Annotated in this window: 15 protein-coding genes; 8 read left to right on the top strand and 7 right to left on the bottom strand. The window is 37.4% G+C overall.

The window, feature by feature from the left end:
* Window positions 1–109 precede the first annotated feature (109 nt).
* Complete coding sequence (locus tag HMPREF9699_RS10805; RefSeq protein ID WP_002663100.1) at window positions 110–1954, top strand: tropomyosin; 1845 nt, start codon at window positions 110–112, stop codon at window positions 1952–1954.
* A gap of 53 nt (window positions 1955–2007) precedes the next feature.
* Here the strand turns inward: HMPREF9699_RS10805 and pafA are convergent, their stop codons facing one another.
* The 3 genes from pafA to HMPREF9699_RS05535 all read right to left on the bottom strand — a co-directional run bounded on the left by pafA (window position 2008) and on the right by HMPREF9699_RS05535 (window position 5031).
* Window positions 2008–3639, bottom strand: coding sequence for an alkaline phosphatase PafA (pafA, locus tag HMPREF9699_RS05545; RefSeq protein WP_002663099.1), 1632 nt, complete (start codon window positions 3637–3639; stop codon window positions 2008–2010).
* A gap of 58 nt (window positions 3640–3697) precedes the next feature.
* Window positions 3698–4552, bottom strand: a complete 855-nt coding sequence (locus HMPREF9699_RS05540; protein ID WP_034985669.1) for a nucleoside phosphorylase — start codon at window positions 4550–4552, stop codon at window positions 3698–3700.
* Between the two features lie 155 nt (window positions 4553–4707).
* Window positions 4708–5031, bottom strand: coding sequence for a translation initiation factor (locus tag HMPREF9699_RS05535; protein ID WP_002663097.1), 324 nt, complete (start codon window positions 5029–5031; stop codon window positions 4708–4710).
* 236 nt (window positions 5032–5267) lie between these two features.
* Here HMPREF9699_RS05535 and glyA point away from each other — a divergent pair, with 236 nt between their 5' ends.
* From glyA to HMPREF9699_RS05505, 5 genes are all read left to right on the top strand, one after another.
* On the top strand, window positions 5268–6533 hold the full coding sequence (gene glyA / locus HMPREF9699_RS05530; RefSeq protein ID WP_002663096.1) for a serine hydroxymethyltransferase: 1266 nt from the start codon (window positions 5268–5270) through the stop codon (window positions 6531–6533).
* Between the two features lie 14 nt (window positions 6534–6547).
* Window positions 6548–6787, top strand: a complete 240-nt coding sequence (locus tag HMPREF9699_RS05525; RefSeq protein WP_002663095.1) for a TM2 domain-containing protein — start codon at window positions 6548–6550, stop codon at window positions 6785–6787.
* A 107-nt stretch (window positions 6788–6894) separates the two neighbouring features.
* Entirely contained in the window at window positions 6895–7320 is a 426-nt protein-coding gene (locus HMPREF9699_RS05520; protein ID WP_002663093.1) for a regulatory protein RecX, read from the top strand.
* 921 nt (window positions 7321–8241) lie between these two features.
* On the top strand, window positions 8242–9795 hold the full coding sequence (locus HMPREF9699_RS05510) for a serine hydrolase (protein ID WP_002663090.1): 1554 nt from the start codon (window positions 8242–8244) through the stop codon (window positions 9793–9795).
* A 75-nt stretch (window positions 9796–9870) separates the two neighbouring features.
* Complete coding sequence (locus tag HMPREF9699_RS05505) at window positions 9871–11109, top strand: glycosyltransferase family 4 protein (RefSeq protein ID WP_002663089.1); 1239 nt, start codon at window positions 9871–9873, stop codon at window positions 11107–11109.
* A 41-nt stretch (window positions 11110–11150) separates the two neighbouring features.
* Here the strand turns inward: HMPREF9699_RS05505 and HMPREF9699_RS05500 are convergent, their stop codons facing one another.
* From HMPREF9699_RS05500 to proS, 4 genes are all read right to left on the bottom strand, one after another.
* Window positions 11151–11555 carry a hypothetical protein gene (locus HMPREF9699_RS05500; RefSeq protein WP_002663088.1) on the bottom strand — a complete coding sequence of 135 codons (405 nt, stop codon included), beginning with the start codon at window positions 11553–11555 and terminating at the stop codon, window positions 11151–11153.
* 81 nt (window positions 11556–11636) lie between these two features.
* Entirely contained in the window at window positions 11637–13844 is a 2208-nt protein-coding gene (locus HMPREF9699_RS05495) for an FUSC family protein (RefSeq protein ID WP_002663087.1), read from the bottom strand.
* Window positions 13845–13883: 39 nt separating this feature from the next.
* Entirely contained in the window at window positions 13884–15059 is a 1176-nt protein-coding gene (locus tag HMPREF9699_RS05490; RefSeq protein ID WP_002663086.1) for a DUF937 domain-containing protein, read from the bottom strand.
* An 83-nt stretch (window positions 15060–15142) separates the two neighbouring features.
* Entirely contained in the window at window positions 15143–16618 is a 1476-nt protein-coding gene (gene proS / locus HMPREF9699_RS05485) for a proline--tRNA ligase (protein ID WP_002663085.1), read from the bottom strand.
* A gap of 497 nt (window positions 16619–17115) precedes the next feature.
* On the opposite strand from proS, the gene HMPREF9699_RS05480 reads away from it, so the two are divergent.
* Window positions 17116–18441, top strand: a complete 1326-nt coding sequence (locus tag HMPREF9699_RS05480) for a hydroxymethylglutaryl-CoA reductase, degradative (protein WP_034985664.1) — start codon at window positions 17116–17118, stop codon at window positions 18439–18441.
* A gap of 115 nt (window positions 18442–18556) precedes the next feature.
* Window positions 18557–18949, top strand: coding sequence for a DUF423 domain-containing protein (locus HMPREF9699_RS05475; RefSeq protein ID WP_002663083.1), 393 nt, complete (start codon window positions 18557–18559; stop codon window positions 18947–18949).
* The last annotated feature ends 31 nt before the right edge of the window (window positions 18950–18980 follow it).

Genomic DNA, 18980 nt, shown 5'->3' with positions numbered 1-18980 from the left:
AAAAAGGAAATAAACTAAAGAATCTAAAAAAATCGAAATCATCGAAACGAACGGAATCTTTTAATCATTTAATAAAAAAAAATAAATCAACATTTTAAATTTAAAAACGATGAACAAAACAACAGTCAAGATCAGTGTGTTAGCGTTCTTAGGTTTTATGACTTATGGTTACGCACAGCAACAGCAGCAAGACCCTTACAAGGGTAAAGTAGGGGTAAACACCATAGAGCCGAGTGCTACGATGGACATTCGCCCAAGTACAGCCAATGCTCAAAAAGAAGCGACCACTAACGAAGGGATTATTGCCCCAAAGCTAAGCAAGACGAGAATTGCTAATATTGCTACGCCAGTAGAAGGTACTTTGGTGTATGCTACGGATGATGCTACTTCACTTATTTCTGCTTATACAGGTAATGACCCTAAAGTAGCGAAGATTACGGAAAAAGGGTATTATTTCTATAATGGTACCGAGTGGGTGAAAGCGGGGAGTGATATAAATAGTGGAGAATGGGTGTATGATCCTGTTACTAAGAGAATTAATTTAAAAAGAAGTGGAAACGATCCATTTAAAAACTTGGTATATTATACAGAGAAAGGTTCACATAGAGATATAGATGAACCTACACTCATTACGAAATATTTTGACTCAAAAAATCTTCAAGAAGTAGATTCAGTTCTGCCTACTGAGAATTATTTGTTTTCTAAAAAATATAATAGAGTATTCGGTTCCACTATAGAAGTGCCCGCTGATATAGTAGCAGGTGTATGGGGAAATATACCTGCTAATACATATACCAATGAAACATTTTTAAATGAAGTTCCAGATAAAGCTACAGATATTACAAATACCACTAGTATTCTTTATGTACCTTCTACTTTAAATGGATTGAAACAATTAAAAAGTATAACGGGTGGTGGTAATTTTGTAGGATATCATGCTCCTGAAAAATTAGATAATATTTGGGGGCAACAAGTAGAAGCTCTTTTAGGTATGAATGCATCTGCAGATAATGTCTATGGTAGTAGAAACAGACTGCTTACTTATTCATCTAAACCAATAAAGAACCTAAGAGGGGGAGAGGTATATACTTATATAAGAGGAAATGGAAAAATAGCTAATGTATTTGCTAATACATTTAATGTTCATATTCAAAATGGATCAACATCGGAAATAGATAATATTGTAGGAGGAGCAGTTTTTTTTAGAAATTTTCACAACTCGGCACCTGTAATTAAAAAAATAAGAGGTTTTCTCATAGATGGTTTTAGAGCAGTTTCGGGTGCCACTATTCCAACAATAACAGAAAATATAGGGCTTTTCATTCAAAGTATAGAAGGGGGTACATCTATTAACCGTGCTATACATACAGAAGCAGGGCAAATTCGTTTCGGAGATTTGAAACATTCGGTTAGTACCAATGTAGCAAGTACAGGAGACCGTCCGGTGTTTGTAACGGCAGATGGGGTGCTTAAAGTAGGAAATGCTTCTACAGCCTTGTCTAGAGCGGTATGGAAAACCGATGGAAATCATGTGAAATTGGCAGTAAAAGCAGATGGTACGGATAGAACGGATAATATCATAACGATTAATGACGAAGGGCAAATGTTTGCTTCTTCGTTTAAAGGTACCAATGGAGCCACTATCTTTCCAGATTATGTATTCCAAAAGTACTATACAGGAACTTCGTCTATCAAGGCAGATTATAACTTCAAATCCCTAAGCCAAGTAGAAGATTTTGTAAAAACCAATGGACACTTGCCTGGGTATAAATCAGCAGCAACCATTAAAGCACAGGGTTATGTAGATTTAATGGAAACCCAGCTGACCAATGTAGAAAAAATAGAAGAGCTTTACTTGCATCTCATGGAGAAGGAAAAAGAAGTGAAAGAGTTAAGAAATAAGAATCAAGAGCTAGAAAATAGACTCGAAAGATTAGAAAAACTGCTAAAATAGATTCTACATTGAATAAAGAAGAAGCTGCTCTTCTGGAGCAGCTTCTTCTTTATTTATTTTATCACCTCATCTATAGGCTGACCTATATTTCCACTTGGGTTTTCTATTTTCAGAATTTGTGCCAGTGTAGGAGCAATGTCCGTCATGTGATAAGGCTTAGCACTCTCGCCTTTTTTTATTCCCTTTCCATAGAAAATCAATGGAATATGAGCATCATAAGAATTCCAAACACTATGGGTAGTCCCTTTTTTTGCGTATTTAGGAAGCATACCATCATGAGAAACAATTTGGATATCCCCGCTTCTTTGCCAGTTGTACCCATTAATCACTCTAGATTTTATAGGCTCTGGGATGGAGGACTGCCCCACTTTTTTCAAATCTACTGCGAAAAGCACTCTCGGGTCTTTATTGAGTCTATCAATAATAGATTTTTTTATCCTTTCCTCGTCCAGTTTTTTTTCTGCTATCAAATTTTGATTCAAATAAATTTGATAATTATTAATCCCTAAAATCAATTTATCATCCCCATAGGCTGTTTTGAGTTCCTCTTGTAAATTCTTTTCCAAGCCATCATCAAAAAGCCCTGTGAGCATTTTATTTGCCTTCATATACCCCATAGCATGAGCCCCTCCATGATCTGCAGAAAGGAATAATAAATAGTTATTTTTACCCACTTTTTGGTCTAGTGTATTGAGAAATTTCTCTAAATCTTGGTCTAATCTCAGATAAGTATCTTGAACCTCAATAGAATTTGGCCCAAAGGCGTGACCTACATAATCCGTAGAAGCCAAATTAATCACTAAGAAATCCGTAATATCATCTTTTCCAAGCTGATAACCATCTAGAGCAGCCTCACTCATCTTTAAAGTAAGCGTATTCCCGAAAGGTGTCGTTCTGATGATGCCTTTATTTTTAGCAAAATCGCTAGACAAATTTGAATATGGAAACACAGGAGACTGAGCACTTCCCAAAAGATTTTCCCATTCTACATTATCGGCAGTACTTTCCTTATATTCTTGGATAGGTTTTAGAGTATTCCACCCTTGGGCAACCAATTTTTCTCCCCATTTCTGTGCGTTAAAATCTTTTACCCATTTCGGTAAATCATTCATATAGTAAGTAGAGGTAACGAAGTTTCCATTTCCTCCATCGTACCAAAACACCCCTGTAGGATTATGCCCTGCAGGAAGTATAGAAGCTCTATCTTTGAGGGAAATACCCACTACCTTAGATTGAAAATTGGTAGCAATCCCTATTTGATCTGTAATCGTAGTACTCCACAAATTATGAGGAGAATGTGCACCTATTTTTTCAGACGAAGATCCTACGCCCTTTACCGAAGTATCCGTGGTACAATATATATTCTTCCCAGTAGCCTTATCTGTCCAATCATTTCCTGCAATACCATGAATAGCTGGTACAGAACCTGTGTAAATAGAAGTATGCCCTATTGCCGTTACGGTAGGCACATAGTCTATCATCACATTATTAAGATTGTATCCTTCGTTCAGAAGCCTTTTAAATCCTCCTTTTCCGTAGTGATTTTCATAGCGATAGAGAAAATCCCAACGCATCTGATCCACCACTACTCCTACCACTAATTTAGGTCTTTGAGTTTCGTTTTTCTGTGCAAAAAAAGAAACCTGAGACAAAAGCAATACCGCACCTACGAGTATTTTTTTCATTGTCAATATAATTTATTTATTTTTTTAGATGATTTATTCGGGGTTACAGATGAAACATTTATTTTACCAGTCTTTCTAATACCCATTCTATCATATTTTTCTCTGAAGCATGATGATCAGCAGAAAACTCTCCTCTTCGTCTATTGGCAATGACACAATTTACCGTTAGAGCCTTATGCCCTAAAAGCTTAGACAGTCCATAAATTGCAGAAGTTTCCATCTCGAAATTGGTTACTCCAAGATTATTGAGCGTTTCTAAGAATTGATCATCCACTGCTTTCAGTCTCAGCTGACGCCCTTGTGGAGCATAAAACCCAGGGAAAGTAGCCGTGTTTCCATGGTACTTTGCATCTTTATAATAGTCAGAAATATCCTCTGCCCAATCAGAGAAATAGAGCATAGGCTTTATTTTCTCATAAGGAAAATGCTCAAGGAAGTTTTTACTAAACTCATTCTCAAAATGATAATCTTGGTAAAAATGCAGTAATCCATCTAGCCCCACCACATTCTGAGTAACGAGCATATTATCTACCTCAATGTCTGGATTTACGGAGCCACAAGTACCCAGTCTAAATAGCTCTAGCGAAGTATGTTCTGATTTCAACTCTTTGTTTTTAAGGTCAATATTTACCAAGGCATCGAGTTCATTCATCACGATATCAATATTTTCCGTACCTATACCGCTAGACATTACCGTAATTCTTTCGCCACGGAGCGTTCCCGTATGGGTATAAAACTCCCTTTTGTTCTTTTTGATTTCTATTTTATCAAAATATTGAGAAACCTTCGCTACGCGATTAGGATCTCCCACAAGGATGATTTTATGTGCTATATCCTCTGGTAAAAGATTCAAATGGTAAACACTTCCGTCTTCGTTTAGCACCAATTCTGATGCAGCTAATGTATTCATAATGAATTAAAATAATTAAAATATTCAATAATTAAACGATTACTATTCTGATAAGAGCAATAAGCCGTTAGCATTAGCAATAAGCCCTTTCAAACAACTTCAAACAAAATCAAACAATTCAAACAACCTCAAACAAAATCAAATTCCTAACCTTCTCTCTATCCGCCCACGCGTTTAGTCTTGTAGCCCATTTCTTGGAGTATGGCCATTACCTTATCTCTATTGTCCCCTTGGATGATGATTACCCCATCTTTCTCAGAGCCACCAATCCCAAGAGTAGTCTTTATCTTTTTCGATATTTTTTTCAGGTCTTCATCACTTCCCTCAAAGCCTTCCACTAATGTAACAGGTTTGCCATTTCTACCTTTTTTTTCGTACTTACAAATCAATGGTGATTTCTGTTCAAAAACCTCTTCAGGCATTTCAAAATCCTGCTCCTGATGGTCAGGGAAAAGATTCTTCAGTTGGTCTCTTAAATCCATATCACAAAATTAGGGTTTATTTTCGTCAAAATAAAAAAAGTAAAGAAGAATTATCAAATAGCTCTTGGCAATAATAGGATAATAATGAGATAATGGGGTAATGCGGTAATGAGATAATTATCTAATTACCTAATTTTCCAATTCTCCAATTCCCTAATTCCCTATCATATCGCGTTCAAACTTATTTTAAAACCCGAGAAAAATAAGTACCTTTGTGGTCTAAACAATTTTAATATATGAGTCAAATAATTTTTGATCTAATCGAAAAGGAGAGAGCTAGACAAACCCATGGTATAGAGCTCATCGCATCAGAAAACTTCGTATCTGAAGAGGTAATGAGAGCCATGGGAAGCATTCTTACCAATAAATATGCAGAAGGCTACCCAGGAAAACGCTACTATGGAGGCTGTGAAGTGGTAGATGAGATAGAAACTTTAGCCATAGAAAGAGCCAAAGAACTCTTCGGTGTAGCTTACGCTAATGTTCAGCCTCACTCCGGTTCTCAGGCCAATGCTGCCATTTATTTAGCATGCCTAAAACCAGGCGATACCGTTCTGGGGCTTGACCTCTCTATGGGAGGACACCTTACGCATGGTTCTTTCGTAAACTTTTCGGGTATTCAGTACAACGCACAGTTTTACGGCGTAGAAAGAGAAACCGGACTTATAGATTATGAAGCGATGAGGCAAAAAGCACTCGAAGTGAAACCGAAAATGATTATCGCAGGATATTCCGCCTACTCCCGTGATTTAGACTATGCTAAGTTCCGTGAAGTAGCAGATGAAGTAGGTGCTACACTTTGGGCAGACATCGCTCACCCAGCGGGACTCATCGCAAAAGGGCTTTTAAGCTCTCCTTTTGAGCATTGTCATGTGGTAACTACTACTACCCACAAAACCCTAAGAGGACCAAGAGGAGGAATGATTATGATGGGGAAAGATTTTGAAAATACCTTTGGACACAAAACGCCAAAAGGGGAAATCAAAATGATGAGCCAAGTATTAGACAGTGCCGTATTCCCTGGCGTACAAGGAGGACCTCTAGAGCATGTTATCGCGGCAAAAGCCATGGCGTTCGGGGAGGCTATTGACCCTAAATTTGAAACTTATACCAAGCAAGTAGTGGCCAACGCTCGTGCTTTGGCAAAAGCCATGATGGACAGAGGTTTTGAAATTGTGAGCGGAGGTACAGATAATCACCTGATGCTAGTAGATCTCCGAAACAAAGGGGTAAATGGTAAAGAAACCGAAAAAGCACTGGTAAGAGCAGAAATTACTTGTAATAAAAACATGGTACCTTTTGATGATAAATCGGCATTTACTACATCGGGCATCCGTTTAGGAACCGCCGCTGTTACTACCAGAGGACTGGTGGAACAAGATATGGAAACCATAGCTGACCTTATCAACCAAGTGGTTACCAATATCCAAGATGAAAAAACCATCACTGCGGTAGGACAGCAAGTAAGAGAGATGATGAGCGGAAAACCATTATTTTCTTAAAAATAGATAAAAAAATGAACGAATACTATCTTATGTCCAAAATGAAATCTTCAGGAATAGCCTATCTATGCTGGTTTTTCTTGGGAGTTCATTATGCCTACTTAGGTAAATGGGGATGGCAAATTTTATATTGGCTCACATTGGGCGGATTTGGAATTTGGGCTTTTATAGACCTCTTTTTAATTCCTTCCAAGGTAAATAATTATAATCTAAAAATTGCCCAACAGATAGAAGCATCCAAAAATCAAAACTAACCTTTTCCCCTCATTCTTCACGCTATGAATGAGGGGAACTTTTTAATCTTTTTAATTTTTTACTACGCGTGTCCAAGTCTTATACCTTTGATGAAATAAAACTCAAGATGGCAAACTACTGTACCTATCAGGACCGATGCCATCAAGAAGTAGAACAAAAAATGCGTGATTTTTTGCTAATTCCCGAAGCAAAAGAAGAAATTATGCTTTTCCTGATTCAAGAAAACTTCCTTAACGAAGAAAGATTTGCCCGAAGCTATGCCCGAGGAAAATTTTACATCAAACACTGGGGAAGAAATAAAATAAGGCAACACCTCCTCCAAAAAGGAGTTCATGAAAAACTCATCCATACCGCTTTTACCGAAATTGACGAAGATGATTACAGAGCCACGCTAAAGAGAGAATATTTTTCCTATTTTGATAAAATCACGAAAGGGAAAGCATTTGAAAAGCACACCAAAACCATTCGGTACTGTCTCAGCCGTGGATTTGAGTACGAACTCATCCGTGAGGTACAGCAATGCGAAGATTAATAAAGTTTCAAAGCATTTTCCTATCGGCGAAACCTTCTCGCTCTGCGGAAACATACTTTTTCCTATCGCCGAAACCCTCTCGCTCTGCAGAAACATACTTTTTCCTATCGCCGAAACCTTCTCGCTCCGCAGAAACATACTTTTTCCTATCGCCGAAACCCTCTCGCTCCACAGAAACATACTTTTTCCTATCGCCGAAACCCTCTCGCTCCACAGAAACATACTTTTTCCTTTCGCCGAAACCTTCTCGCTCCGCAGAAACATACTTTTTCCTTTCGCCGAAACCTTCTCGCTCCGCAGAAACATACTTTTTCCTTTCGCCGAAACCTTCTCGCTCCGCAGAAACATACTTTTTCCTTTCGCCGAAACCTTCTCGCTCCGCAGAAACATACTTTTTCCTTTCGCCGAAACCTTCTCGCTCCGCAGAAACATACTTTTTCCTTTCGCCGAAACCTTCTCGCTCTGCAGAAACATACTTTTTCCTATCGCCGAAACCCTCTCGCTCCGAAGAAACATACTTTTTCCTATCGCCGAAACCTTCTCGCTCTGCAGAAACATACTTTTTCCTATCGCCGAAACCCTCTCGCTCCGCAGAAACATACTTTTTCCTTTCGCCGAAACCTTCTCGCTCTGCAGAAACATACTTTTTCCTATCGCCGAAACCCTTTCGCTCTGCAGAAACATACTTTTTCCTATCGGCGAAACCTTCTCGCTCTGCAGAAACATACTTTTTCCTATCGCCGAACCCCTCTCGCTCCGCGGAAACATACTTTTTTGATTTCTGAATAAGACCATTCTAAAGCACTTTGACAAAGTGTTAAAAACTTTGTCAAAGTACCGGATAATTCACCAATAGTAGCTTAGGCTACCTCATTGCCCATTGCTTCCATTTTCATTATCTTTGGAAAAATAACTTAAAAAATGAAAAAATTATATACCATTGCCCTAATAACAGTGGCTGCCTGTACTTTTGGTCAAATAAAAAATTCTGAAATTGACCTATTGGCACAAAAAACTTTGAAAGAATTTGATGTACCTGGAATGTCCATCGGTGTGATTAAAGATGGAAAAGTAATCTACGCACAAGCCCATGGCACCGCTTCCCTAAAGACACACCAAAAAATGAATACGGAAACCCTTGTAGGCATTGCCTCTAACTCCAAAGGGTTTACAGCAGTAGCATTGGCAATATTAGCAGACGAAGGAAAACTGGACTGGAATGATAAAGTAACCCAATACATCCCTGAATTTCAAATGTATGACCCTTTTGTTTCTAAAGAAGTTACCATAAAAGACCTCATCATCCACAGAACAGGCTTGGGATTAGGACAAGGAGACCTGATGTTTTTTCCTGAAGGGGGAACCCTGAGTATCCAAGACATTGTCTATAGAACGCGTTTCCTACAGCCTAAAAGCTCTTTTAGAAACCAATTAAATTACAATAATATTGCATTCATCATCGCTGGGGAAGTGATTACCCGAATTACGGGAAAATCTTGGGCGGAGTTTGTGGAAGAAAGCATCATGAAGCCCGTAGGAATGAAGCAAAGCTACGGAAGCTATAATAGAGCCATAAAGGCAGGAGTAAAAAATATCATTGATGCCCATGCCCCTGTAGAGGGCAAAGCCGTTGCTGTACCTCATGACTGGAATGAAACGGCAAATGCCGCTGGAGGCATCGTGAGTAATATCCCTGATATGCTTACATGGGCCGAGTGTTTAATCAATGGATTCGTTACTAAAAATGGAAAAAAATTAGTTTCAGACAAGCAAATCGCACAGCTTTGGCAAATTCAGCAGCCTTCTACCATGGCACTGAAAAATCCTTATGACACCCAAAATTATGGCTATGGCTTAGGCTGGTTCATCAGTGATGTAAAAGGCTATAAACAGGTACAGCATACGGGCGGACTCATAGGCACCGTAACTCAGTTTACCCTTATCCCTGACCTTAAATTAGGCATTGTGGTACTCACGAATCAGCAAAGCGGAGCTGCTTTTAACACCATTACCAATACCATTAAAGATGCGTACCTGAACATTCCTGATAGAAACTGGCTGAACACCTATTCCGAAAGAATGAAAAAAAGAAATGCCCAGTGGGAAGCACAGAAAAAAAATGCTTACGATGAAGCCCATACATTCGCAAAAAATAAAAATGCCCACCTAAAACCAGAGCAGTTTATAGGAACCTATACGGATGCTTGGTTCGGAGATATAACGATTAGCCAAAACCAAAATGATTTTAGAATCCAATGTGCTACATCACCACGGCTCAAAGGTACACTCCTCCCCTATTCCCCTACAGCATTCATCGTAAAATGGGATGATAGGTCTTATGACGCCGATGCTTACTTACTTTTAGAGTTAGATGAAAAAGGCATTGCCACAGGTTTTAAACTCAAACCCATTTCCGATGCCACTGATTTTAGCTTTGACTTTGAAGACTTGGACTTAAAAAAAGTAAAAAAATAAGATAGCACACTTCCCTCTTTCCAAACACTCCCTACCGAAAGAGGGAAAAATGTATTTATCAACAATTTCTTTAGTATGAAACATTTGGTAATTATTGGAACCGTATTTCCAGAACCTACCTCTACGGCGGCAGGAACCAGAATGCTACAGCTCATCTCCCTTTTCCAAGAAATGAACTGGAAAATCTCCTTCCTTTCTGCTGCGGAGAAAAGTGAACGAAGTTTTGATTTGTCCCAATTGAATGTAGCCACTTATTCCATCACGCTCAATAATGATGATTTTGATAAACTCCTATTACATCTCACACCTGATGCAGTACTCTATGACCGCTTTCTCACCGAAGAACAATTCGGGTGGAGGGTAACAGAAAAACTCCCCAATGCCATCACCATTTTGGACACCGAAGACCTTCATTTTCTAAGACGCAGCCGTGCAGATGCCTTTAAAAAACAAATCCCTTGGAATAAAGATATGCTCTTAGGTAACCCTACTTTTTTTAGAGAAATGGCCGCTATCCACCGTTGTGATATTTCTCTTATCATCTCTGATGAGGAAATGAATCTACTCACGGAAACCTTCCACATCCCTCTCTCACAGCTTATTTACCTTCCTCTTTTTGCGAAATTTAATACTGAAACGCCCCATTATGAGCATAGAAAAGATTTTGTAAGTATCGGTAACTTTCTTCACGAACCCAACTGGCACACCGTGCTAGAGCTGAAAAGAATCTGGAAAAATATTAAAAAAGAAATCCCTGAGGCAGAACTCCACATCTATGGTGCCTATCCTCCCCCGAAAGCCTACCAGCTACACAATCCTAATGAAGGGTTCATCATCCAAGGAAGTGCCGATAGTGCGGAAGAAATTTTCAAAAAATACCGTGTACTCCTGGCTCCTATTCCTTTTGGAGCTGGGATTAAAGGAAAATTATTAGATGCCATGCAATTTGGTTTGCCATCCGTAACTTCATCCATCGGTGCTGAAGGAATGCAGATAGCGTCTAACGATGAAACTCCATTCTGGAATGGCTACATCTGCGATAATGATGATGATTTTATACGAAAAAGTATTGATGTGTATCAAAACCCTACTCTATGGAAAAAATTTCAGCAAAATGGAAAAATCATCATTGATGAAAAATTCCGAAAAGAACTGTATTGCGATGCCTTTAAAAAGCGTATTTCAAAAATTTTGAACCAAATTCATCAGCATAGAAACTCCCATTACCTTGGGCTTTTGTTTAGGCATCACACGCTTCAAAGTACCAAATACCTAAGCAAATGGATTATGGAAAAAAACAAAAAAGACATATAGAATACGCTCTATATGTCTTATTCTTTTGCATTAAATTCTTATTACTTTTCCTCCGTTTGGTACGCTGTAAGCTTATTTTGAACATTAGAAATTTCCCTTTCTAATTTATCCACTTTTTTCTGTACTTTATACAGTTGATTATTTGCCTTACGGGTTTGCTCTAAAACTTTGGCCGTACGCTGAGCATCTTTTGCGGTATGCTGAGCATCACTAGAAGCAGAAAAACCAGTAGTTCTGTTATCCGCCTTGTTATTCAAGCTATTCACATTTTGCTGTGCTTTCTCTAGCTCCTTTTTTTCTTTTTGTAAGGAGATTTGGAGACTATTCAGTTTTGTTTGCAGCTTTAGAGATTCTTTCTCTTGTTTTAAAGCAACCATCTGAGGGTCTTTGGCACCTCCACATGCCATCACTAGTCCCATGATAGCGATAAAATATAATTTCTTCATTACATCTTTAATTAACTTAACTCACATAGATACTAAAAAATATGCCAAAGTATGAGTATAATAACAAACAGCTTAAAAAAATTATTTACTTTCCTTCATTTGCCTTTGTATTAATCTTTTTTGCTCTGAGACCACTTCATGAAGCAAAAAAAGCACATCATAAATATGGTGCAAATCCGTGTCTGAAGCTGTACTTTCAGGAGAGAGTATTTCAGGAGAAAGATTGGACTTTTGCTCCCCCACAGATGAAGCAGTAAGCATTTCTGAGATGACCTGAAAATCCGAGGAAATACAATGATTGAGCTGATTCAATTCTTTATCATTTTGGAAGTACTGATTCCAAGAATATTGGGACAAACTCGCAGTATAAGCGGTTACCAAATGAGAAGTATTAACAAACTGATGAATATATTCCATTTTTTTCTGTTCTTTTTTGGGGTCAGACAGCATTCTCTGGAAATTATCAGAAAGATTCGCTAAGGAAATAATCGCTTCTTTCCTTTTAAGTCTGTATTCCTGCTCATCTACTTCATTATATTTCAGCTTCTTCATGACGATGTTAAAGTAGGCTTCATTGGCATTGGCAGTTTTCTTTATCAGCACGGAACTCATCTTATGCTCCCAAACAGGGAGTACCAAATAGGAAACCAAAAAAACAATGACCCCAGCAACCAGCGTATCTATAATTCTATCATAAAACAGTGTATTGACATCTCCAGGTTGCATAAAATTAAAGGTAATGAAAATATAGATAGTCATAAAAAATACCGCCCATGAGTAATTGTCTTTCAAAAATGAAAAACATAAAATCATAGAAAACAGTAAAATAAAAAGTAAAACCATGGGAGAATTTACCGTAACTAGTACAATATAAGAAACAATAGCTCCACCCATTGTACCATAAATTCTGAGTATATTTCTACCTTTAGTAGTGCTAAAGGCAGGACGCATAATGGCTACAATGGTAATTAAAATCCAGTAAGGCCTCCCGATTTCAAAATAGGGAATCAGGGTAATGGCATAGCCTATCAGCAAGGCGAGTGTCATACGAATGGCATAGCGAAAATGGAAAGATTTTAGCGAAAAATTAGCAAGAAGTACCCTATGATTAAGCTGCTCTGTCTTTGCTACAAAACGCGTATAATCTAATCCTGTGGAAAGTGATTTTGCTGATTTAGTGTCTTGATTTTTAAATTTTTGAATCGTTATAATATCTTCTGTAGCATTTTTAATTCGTTCCAAGATAAAACTAATTTTTTGAATAGCAGCCGTAGTATCCTCATCATTGCTCCCTTCGTATTTTTTTTCTATCCGTTGAAATTCGGAAGTAAGATTTTGATATTCTCTATACAAATCTCTTTTCTGCACCAAATCAAATCCACTCTGAATAGAAACTCCAATTTGTTCCAATTCATCAGACATGGTTTCTAAATATTTTTCAATGGCTTTAAGGATATTGTCATGCTTAAAGAACTGATGGAGTGAAACATAATCATGATCTGTAGTGATGAGCTTTTCATAAAAATCAATAGAATTAAGGAACATCAGCATCAATATTCTACTGGTAGTGGTAGATTCATTAACTATTTTTCTGGTCATAAAAACCACTTCACGCGTTTCTTCTTGCAAGTTTTTGATAACGATTTGCTTAGAAATCACCGCTCTATGCAAAGCATTAATATCACTTTTCTGATGATAATATTTTGCTTTAATTCTAGAATATTCTGCCAGCTGAAGATAGTTTTCGCCAATCATCTGCTGTGCGAGCTTATAAGGCTGAAGTCTGGAAACGGACATAAAAATAATGACATACCAAAAACATCCTAAGAATAGCGTGATTAAAGTCTTTACAAGCCCTCCAGATGCCAATTCTCCATCAATAAAAATTGCCATAACTACCAATCCCAAACCTCCCACAGCTGCTAAACGCATACCATATACTCCTATGATACTTAGAAAAATCCCAAAGAATATGATTTCTAAAAAGATAAGAAAAGGATACCCCTGAAATAAGCTTCCTACCAATGCAATAAAAGTGAATAACACACATGCTAATATGAGCGTATTTCTTCTTCTGTGATAAGGCCCTGCCATATCCGTAAGCCCCACAAAACTAGTCCCTAAGGGAAAAATAAAATATTCTTTGAGTAATCCAAAATAGGCTAAAATCAAACTCGGAATTACAATGGCTAAAGCAATTCTTACCCCAGCATACAGATACTGACTGGTAAAAAATTTAGTCATTCGGGTAGTGGAATCTTTAAAACGCACTGAAAAAGATGAATTCATAAAATAATAAGCACTTTATGTCCTTAACAAAGAATATTTTTACGGTTTTATCACTTTTACTTCTATTTTCCTATCTTTATTTCTCTCTTCCTCTGTTGGATGAAGTGGTACAGTGGCATTAGAATTCCCTAAACCTTTCACCGCTATGATTTGATTTCTATTATCATATTTGCGAAGTATTTCATAAATATAAGATGCCCTTTTTTCAGAAAGTGCTGTATTTTTCTGAGCATTATCTATATCATTATTATATACACTAATCTCTGCCATCACTTCAGGATGGTACTTAAGTATCATAGCAAGGTTTTTAATTTGTTCCAAAGAAGATGAAGTAAGTACTTTCTCACCCATCCTTTCATATTTCACCCTTTCCATAATAAACACTTTCTCCTTTACCGTGTCCAAGCTATCCTTTCCTGAGAGAAACCCTATCATCAACTCTTCAAAACCTTCTGCTCTTCCACTGATGAGAGTGTCTTTCATTGGAATATCTATCAGTCCATCTCTTATTTTTTTTAGGCTCAGTGTATCTATTTTTTCACTATTTTCTTCAAAATCATGTACTTCTTTTATCGTTTTAAAGCTGAAATACCCTGCACATATCAGTAATACAAGTGGTATCCACCATTGGGCGATAGAAATCCACTTATCTTTTCTCTTAGCATCTTGTGGCATATCAGGTAATCCTTTCAGTGCTGCTGTGCTACTTTCCTCCATCTCCAACCTTTCTAATGGAAAACTTTCAGGAAACGAAGCACGGGCTTCTCCTTCCAGTGCCTTCATAAACTGCTGAATACTTTCCAAATTCAAATTCTCATCTTGGATTTTTTTGCCTAAAATTCCCATAGCTACAGAAATAATCATCTTCATCAAATGATGAGCAGAAGAATTATTAACTCCCGAATAGGTAGCTACCACATTAGTAATATCACCTGTTTTTTTTCCAAAAATGGTATTCACCCAATACTCTATTTCCTCTTTTTTAGACGCTGAAATAGTTCCATTTCTAAGAAAATATTCATCATCTGCTTGTTCTAATTTCTGAATAAAAGCAGGGTGGGTATCCATACCAGAAAAATGTACCATAACTATAGGAATTAACGCATGAATAGCCTTTTTCACTCCCGATTCTAGCTCATGAAATTCACCTGCAAACTGAGAAGTTACCGCAGCTCCAAATTGCCCTTTGATGAGTTCAGTAATAGATAATGCCATATCAATGGATAATAAAATTAAATGTTAATACGAAAAAAAGAAAGAGGTCATAGATAGTTTCCTATTTTCCTCTTCCATAAAAATTAGTATGCCTTGGCAAAGATTACTCTTTTTTTAGAAGGCTTCCCTGAAATAAGGGATACTCCTTCTTCCTCTTCCGCATCTAAAGGAATACATCGGATGGTAGCTTTTGTCTCTTCTTTAATTTGCTCTTCCTCTTCAGCGGTTCCATCCCAGTGTGCAGAGATAAATCCGCCCTTGGTCTCTAAAATCTGTTTAAATTCTTCATAAGAATCCACTTTGGTAATATTCTCATTACGGAAGTTCAGGGCTTTTTGGTAAATATTTTCCTGAATAGCGTCTAATAAATGTTGGATATACTCCAGAGCACCCTCCAGCTGAATCGTTTGTTTTTCTAAAGTATCTCTTCTTGCTATTTCTATTGTTCCATTTTCTAAATCTCTAGCTCCCATAGCGATACGAACCGGAACCCCTTTCAGCTCATACTCTGCAAATTTCCATCCTGGTTTATTCTTCTCATCATCGTCAAATTTTACAGAAATACCCGCCTGTTTAAGTGCATTCATCAGCGGTTGAGCTTTTTCATAAATGGCATTCAGCTGCTCTTCTCCTTTGAAAATAGGAACTATAACCACCTGAATAGGGGCAAGTTTCGGAGGAAGCACCAAGCCATTATCATCAGAATGTGCCATGATAAGTGCTCCCATCAGCCTAGTAGACACGCCCCATGAAGTAGCCCAAGCATAATCCATTTTACCTTCCTTATTGGTAAATTTTACATCAAATGCTTTCGCGAAATTTTGTCCAAGGAAATGAGAAGTACCTGCCTGAAGTGCCTTTCCATCTTGCATCATCGCCTCTATACAATAGGTTTCATCTGCTCCTGCAAATCTTTCCGAAGGTGTTTTAAAACCTTTTATTATAGGCATAGCCATATATTTTTCTGCAAACTCTGCATACACTTCCAGCATTTTTTCTGTTTCCTCTATTGCTTCTTCTTGGGTAGCATGAGCAGTATGTCCTTCTTGCCAAAGGAATTCTGCTGTTCTAAGGAAAAGCCTTGTACGCATTTCCCAACGCACCACATTCGCCCACTGATTAATAAGAATAGGTAAATCTCTGTAAGACTGAATCCAGTTTTTATAGGTATTCCAAATAATAGCCTCTGAAGTAGGTCTTACGATGAGTTCTTCTTCTAGCTTTGCCTCTGGATCTACCATCAGTTTACCTGGGTTGTCGGCATCATTTTTGAGTCGATAGTGAGTAACTACAGCACATTCTTTTGCAAAACCTTCTGCATTTTTCTCTTCTGCTTCGAAAAGACTTTTAGGAACGAAAATAGGGAAATAAGCATTTTGATGTCCTGTTTCCTTGAACATTTTGTCCAGCTGGTCTCTCATTTTTTCCCATATTGCGAATCCATAAGGCTTAATAATCATACATCCTCTCACACCTGAATTCTCTGCCAAATCGGCACCTTGCACTATTTCATTGTACCATTTACTGTAATCTTCTTTTCTTGTCGTAAGTTTTGCCATATTTTGAATAATAATAACCTTAATATTTGCTTACAAAAATAGTTCTTTTTTATAAAGTAGAATTAAATATTATCAAGTTTAAGATACATTTCTTTAATGGCTTAAATTCCATTAGTAAGTGTAATTTTTGGGGATAGTTTTTCTCTCTTTTATCTTTGGTCTAGCCTAAAGAAAAGAGAGAGAAAGTAGGGCAAACGCATCAAATTTATAATACATTAATAATCAAATATTTAAATTTCATACTCTTTTTATAAAAGTGATTAAGGGCAAATTTTAATATATTGATATTCAATTATTTTTTTATTGAGTACCCTATGAAAATAGGATTTCGTGCGTTTGACCTAATTAGATTTTGAAGAACCTAAAAATTTATTTTATAAATTCGTGGCATAAAAAATTGCACTTGGGGGTTGAATGTGCCATGTGCCTTTTTTTCCCAATCATGAAGTATTTTATAGAAATATTAATTACCTTTGACTTTGCAAATTTTTATCAATATGGGAAAACAACCAATAGAAGGTTTTTCTAAACTGACCAAAGAAGGAAAAATAGAATGGATTACTAATACATATTTGGAGGGAAATCCTGAAATGAAAACCATTTTAAAGCAATATTGGAATACCGATGAGGCTACTCAGAAACTCCATGATGAGTTTTCAGAAAACACCATTTCTAATTTTTATATGCCTTATGGCATTGCTCCTAATTTCCTCATCGATGGAAGATTATATGCACTCCCTATGGCAGTAGAAGAAAGTTCTGTGGTAGCAGCGGCTTCTAAAGCAGCCAAGTTTTGGCTAGACAAAGGCGGATTTAAAACCACCATCATTAATACCAAAAAACTGGGACATACCCATTTCATCATTCGTGCCGAAGCCCATAAAATTCTCCACCTTTTTAACTTTGAACTCAAGAAAAAACTCTTCCAAGATACCGAGGCGATTACCAAAAACATGAGACAAAGAGGGGGGGGAATCCTAGATATTGAACTCATTGACAAAACGCAAGACCTTCCGAATTATTTCCAGCTGAAAGCCAGTTTCGATACCCGAGACAGCATGGGAGCCAATTTTATTAACTCTTGTTTAGAACAGTTTGGTAAAACGCTAAAAGAAACCATTTCTGCATCAGAAGATTTCACTGCTGAGGAAAAAAACTCTCTGCAAGTGGTCATGAATATTCTCTCTAACTACACTCCAGATTGTATTGTAAGAGCGGAGGTTTCTTGTAAAATAGAAGATCTAATAGACGATAGTGGCATGCGTCCAGAAGAGTTCGCATGGAAGTTTAAACAAGCGGTAACCATTGCAGAAATAGAACCTTATAGAGCTACTACTCATAATAAAGGGATTATGAATGGTGTAGATGCTGTAGTCATTGCTACAGGAAATGATTTCCGTGCCACGGAGGCTTGTGCACACGCCTATGCAGCTCGTTCTGGAAAGTATTCCTCCCTAACACATTGTACCACCGATAATGGAGTTTTTAGATTCTGGATAGACCTCCCTATATCCATAGGAGTAGTAGGCGGACTTACCAATCTGCATCCTCTAGTGAAATTTTCATTAGCACTCTTAGGTAAACCTTCTGCTAATGAACTCATGAGCATCTTAGCCGTATCCGGTTTGGCACAAAATTTCGCTGCTCTTCGTTCACTGGTAACTACAGGTATCCAAAAGGGACATATGAAAATGCACCTCTTTAATATCCTTAATCAGTTTAATGCCACCGAAGAGGAGAAAAAATATTTTGTAGAATATTTTAAGAATAAAACCGTATCTCACCATGAAGTTATTTCGGAACTAGAAAAAATGAGAGGGTAAGCGTTTATATTTGTACAAAGTATAATATACGATGTATAATGTACAAAACATGATAACTATTGGCATACGGCCTACTGCTTATAAAATTAATTATCATCTATTTAAATTATAAAAAATGAAAACAATCACATTAGCTGTAGGAGCAGCTTTCGGTTTATTATCCATTGTATTTGGAGCTTTTGGAGCACATGCTTTAAAAAGTATATTAAGCGTAGAGAGGCTTTCCAGTTTTGAAGTAGGTGTTCGTTATCAGATGTATGCGGCACTCTACCTCCTCATAGTAGGTTACATCTTAAAATTTGAAACGGGAGCAGAAAAGTGGATTTCACTTTCCATGATTCTGGGAACTGTGCTTTTTTCATTCAGCATTTACCTACTGGCAATGCAAGAGGCATGGAATTTCAATGCTAAGTTCTTAGGACCTATCACACCTATCGGTGGACTGTTCATGATTATTTCTTGGTTGCTACTCATCATTTATTTCCTGAAAAAACAACCTCATGTATAAAACCAAATACCGTAAGCCACCACTGCTTACG

Source organism: Bergeyella zoohelcum ATCC 43767 (assembly GCF_000301075.1).
Taxonomy (GTDB): Bacteria; Bacteroidota; Bacteroidia; order Flavobacteriales; family Weeksellaceae; genus Bergeyella; species Bergeyella zoohelcum.
The sequence above is the reverse complement of the archived record's forward strand: the minus strand, read 5'-3'. Positions and strand labels throughout refer to the sequence as shown.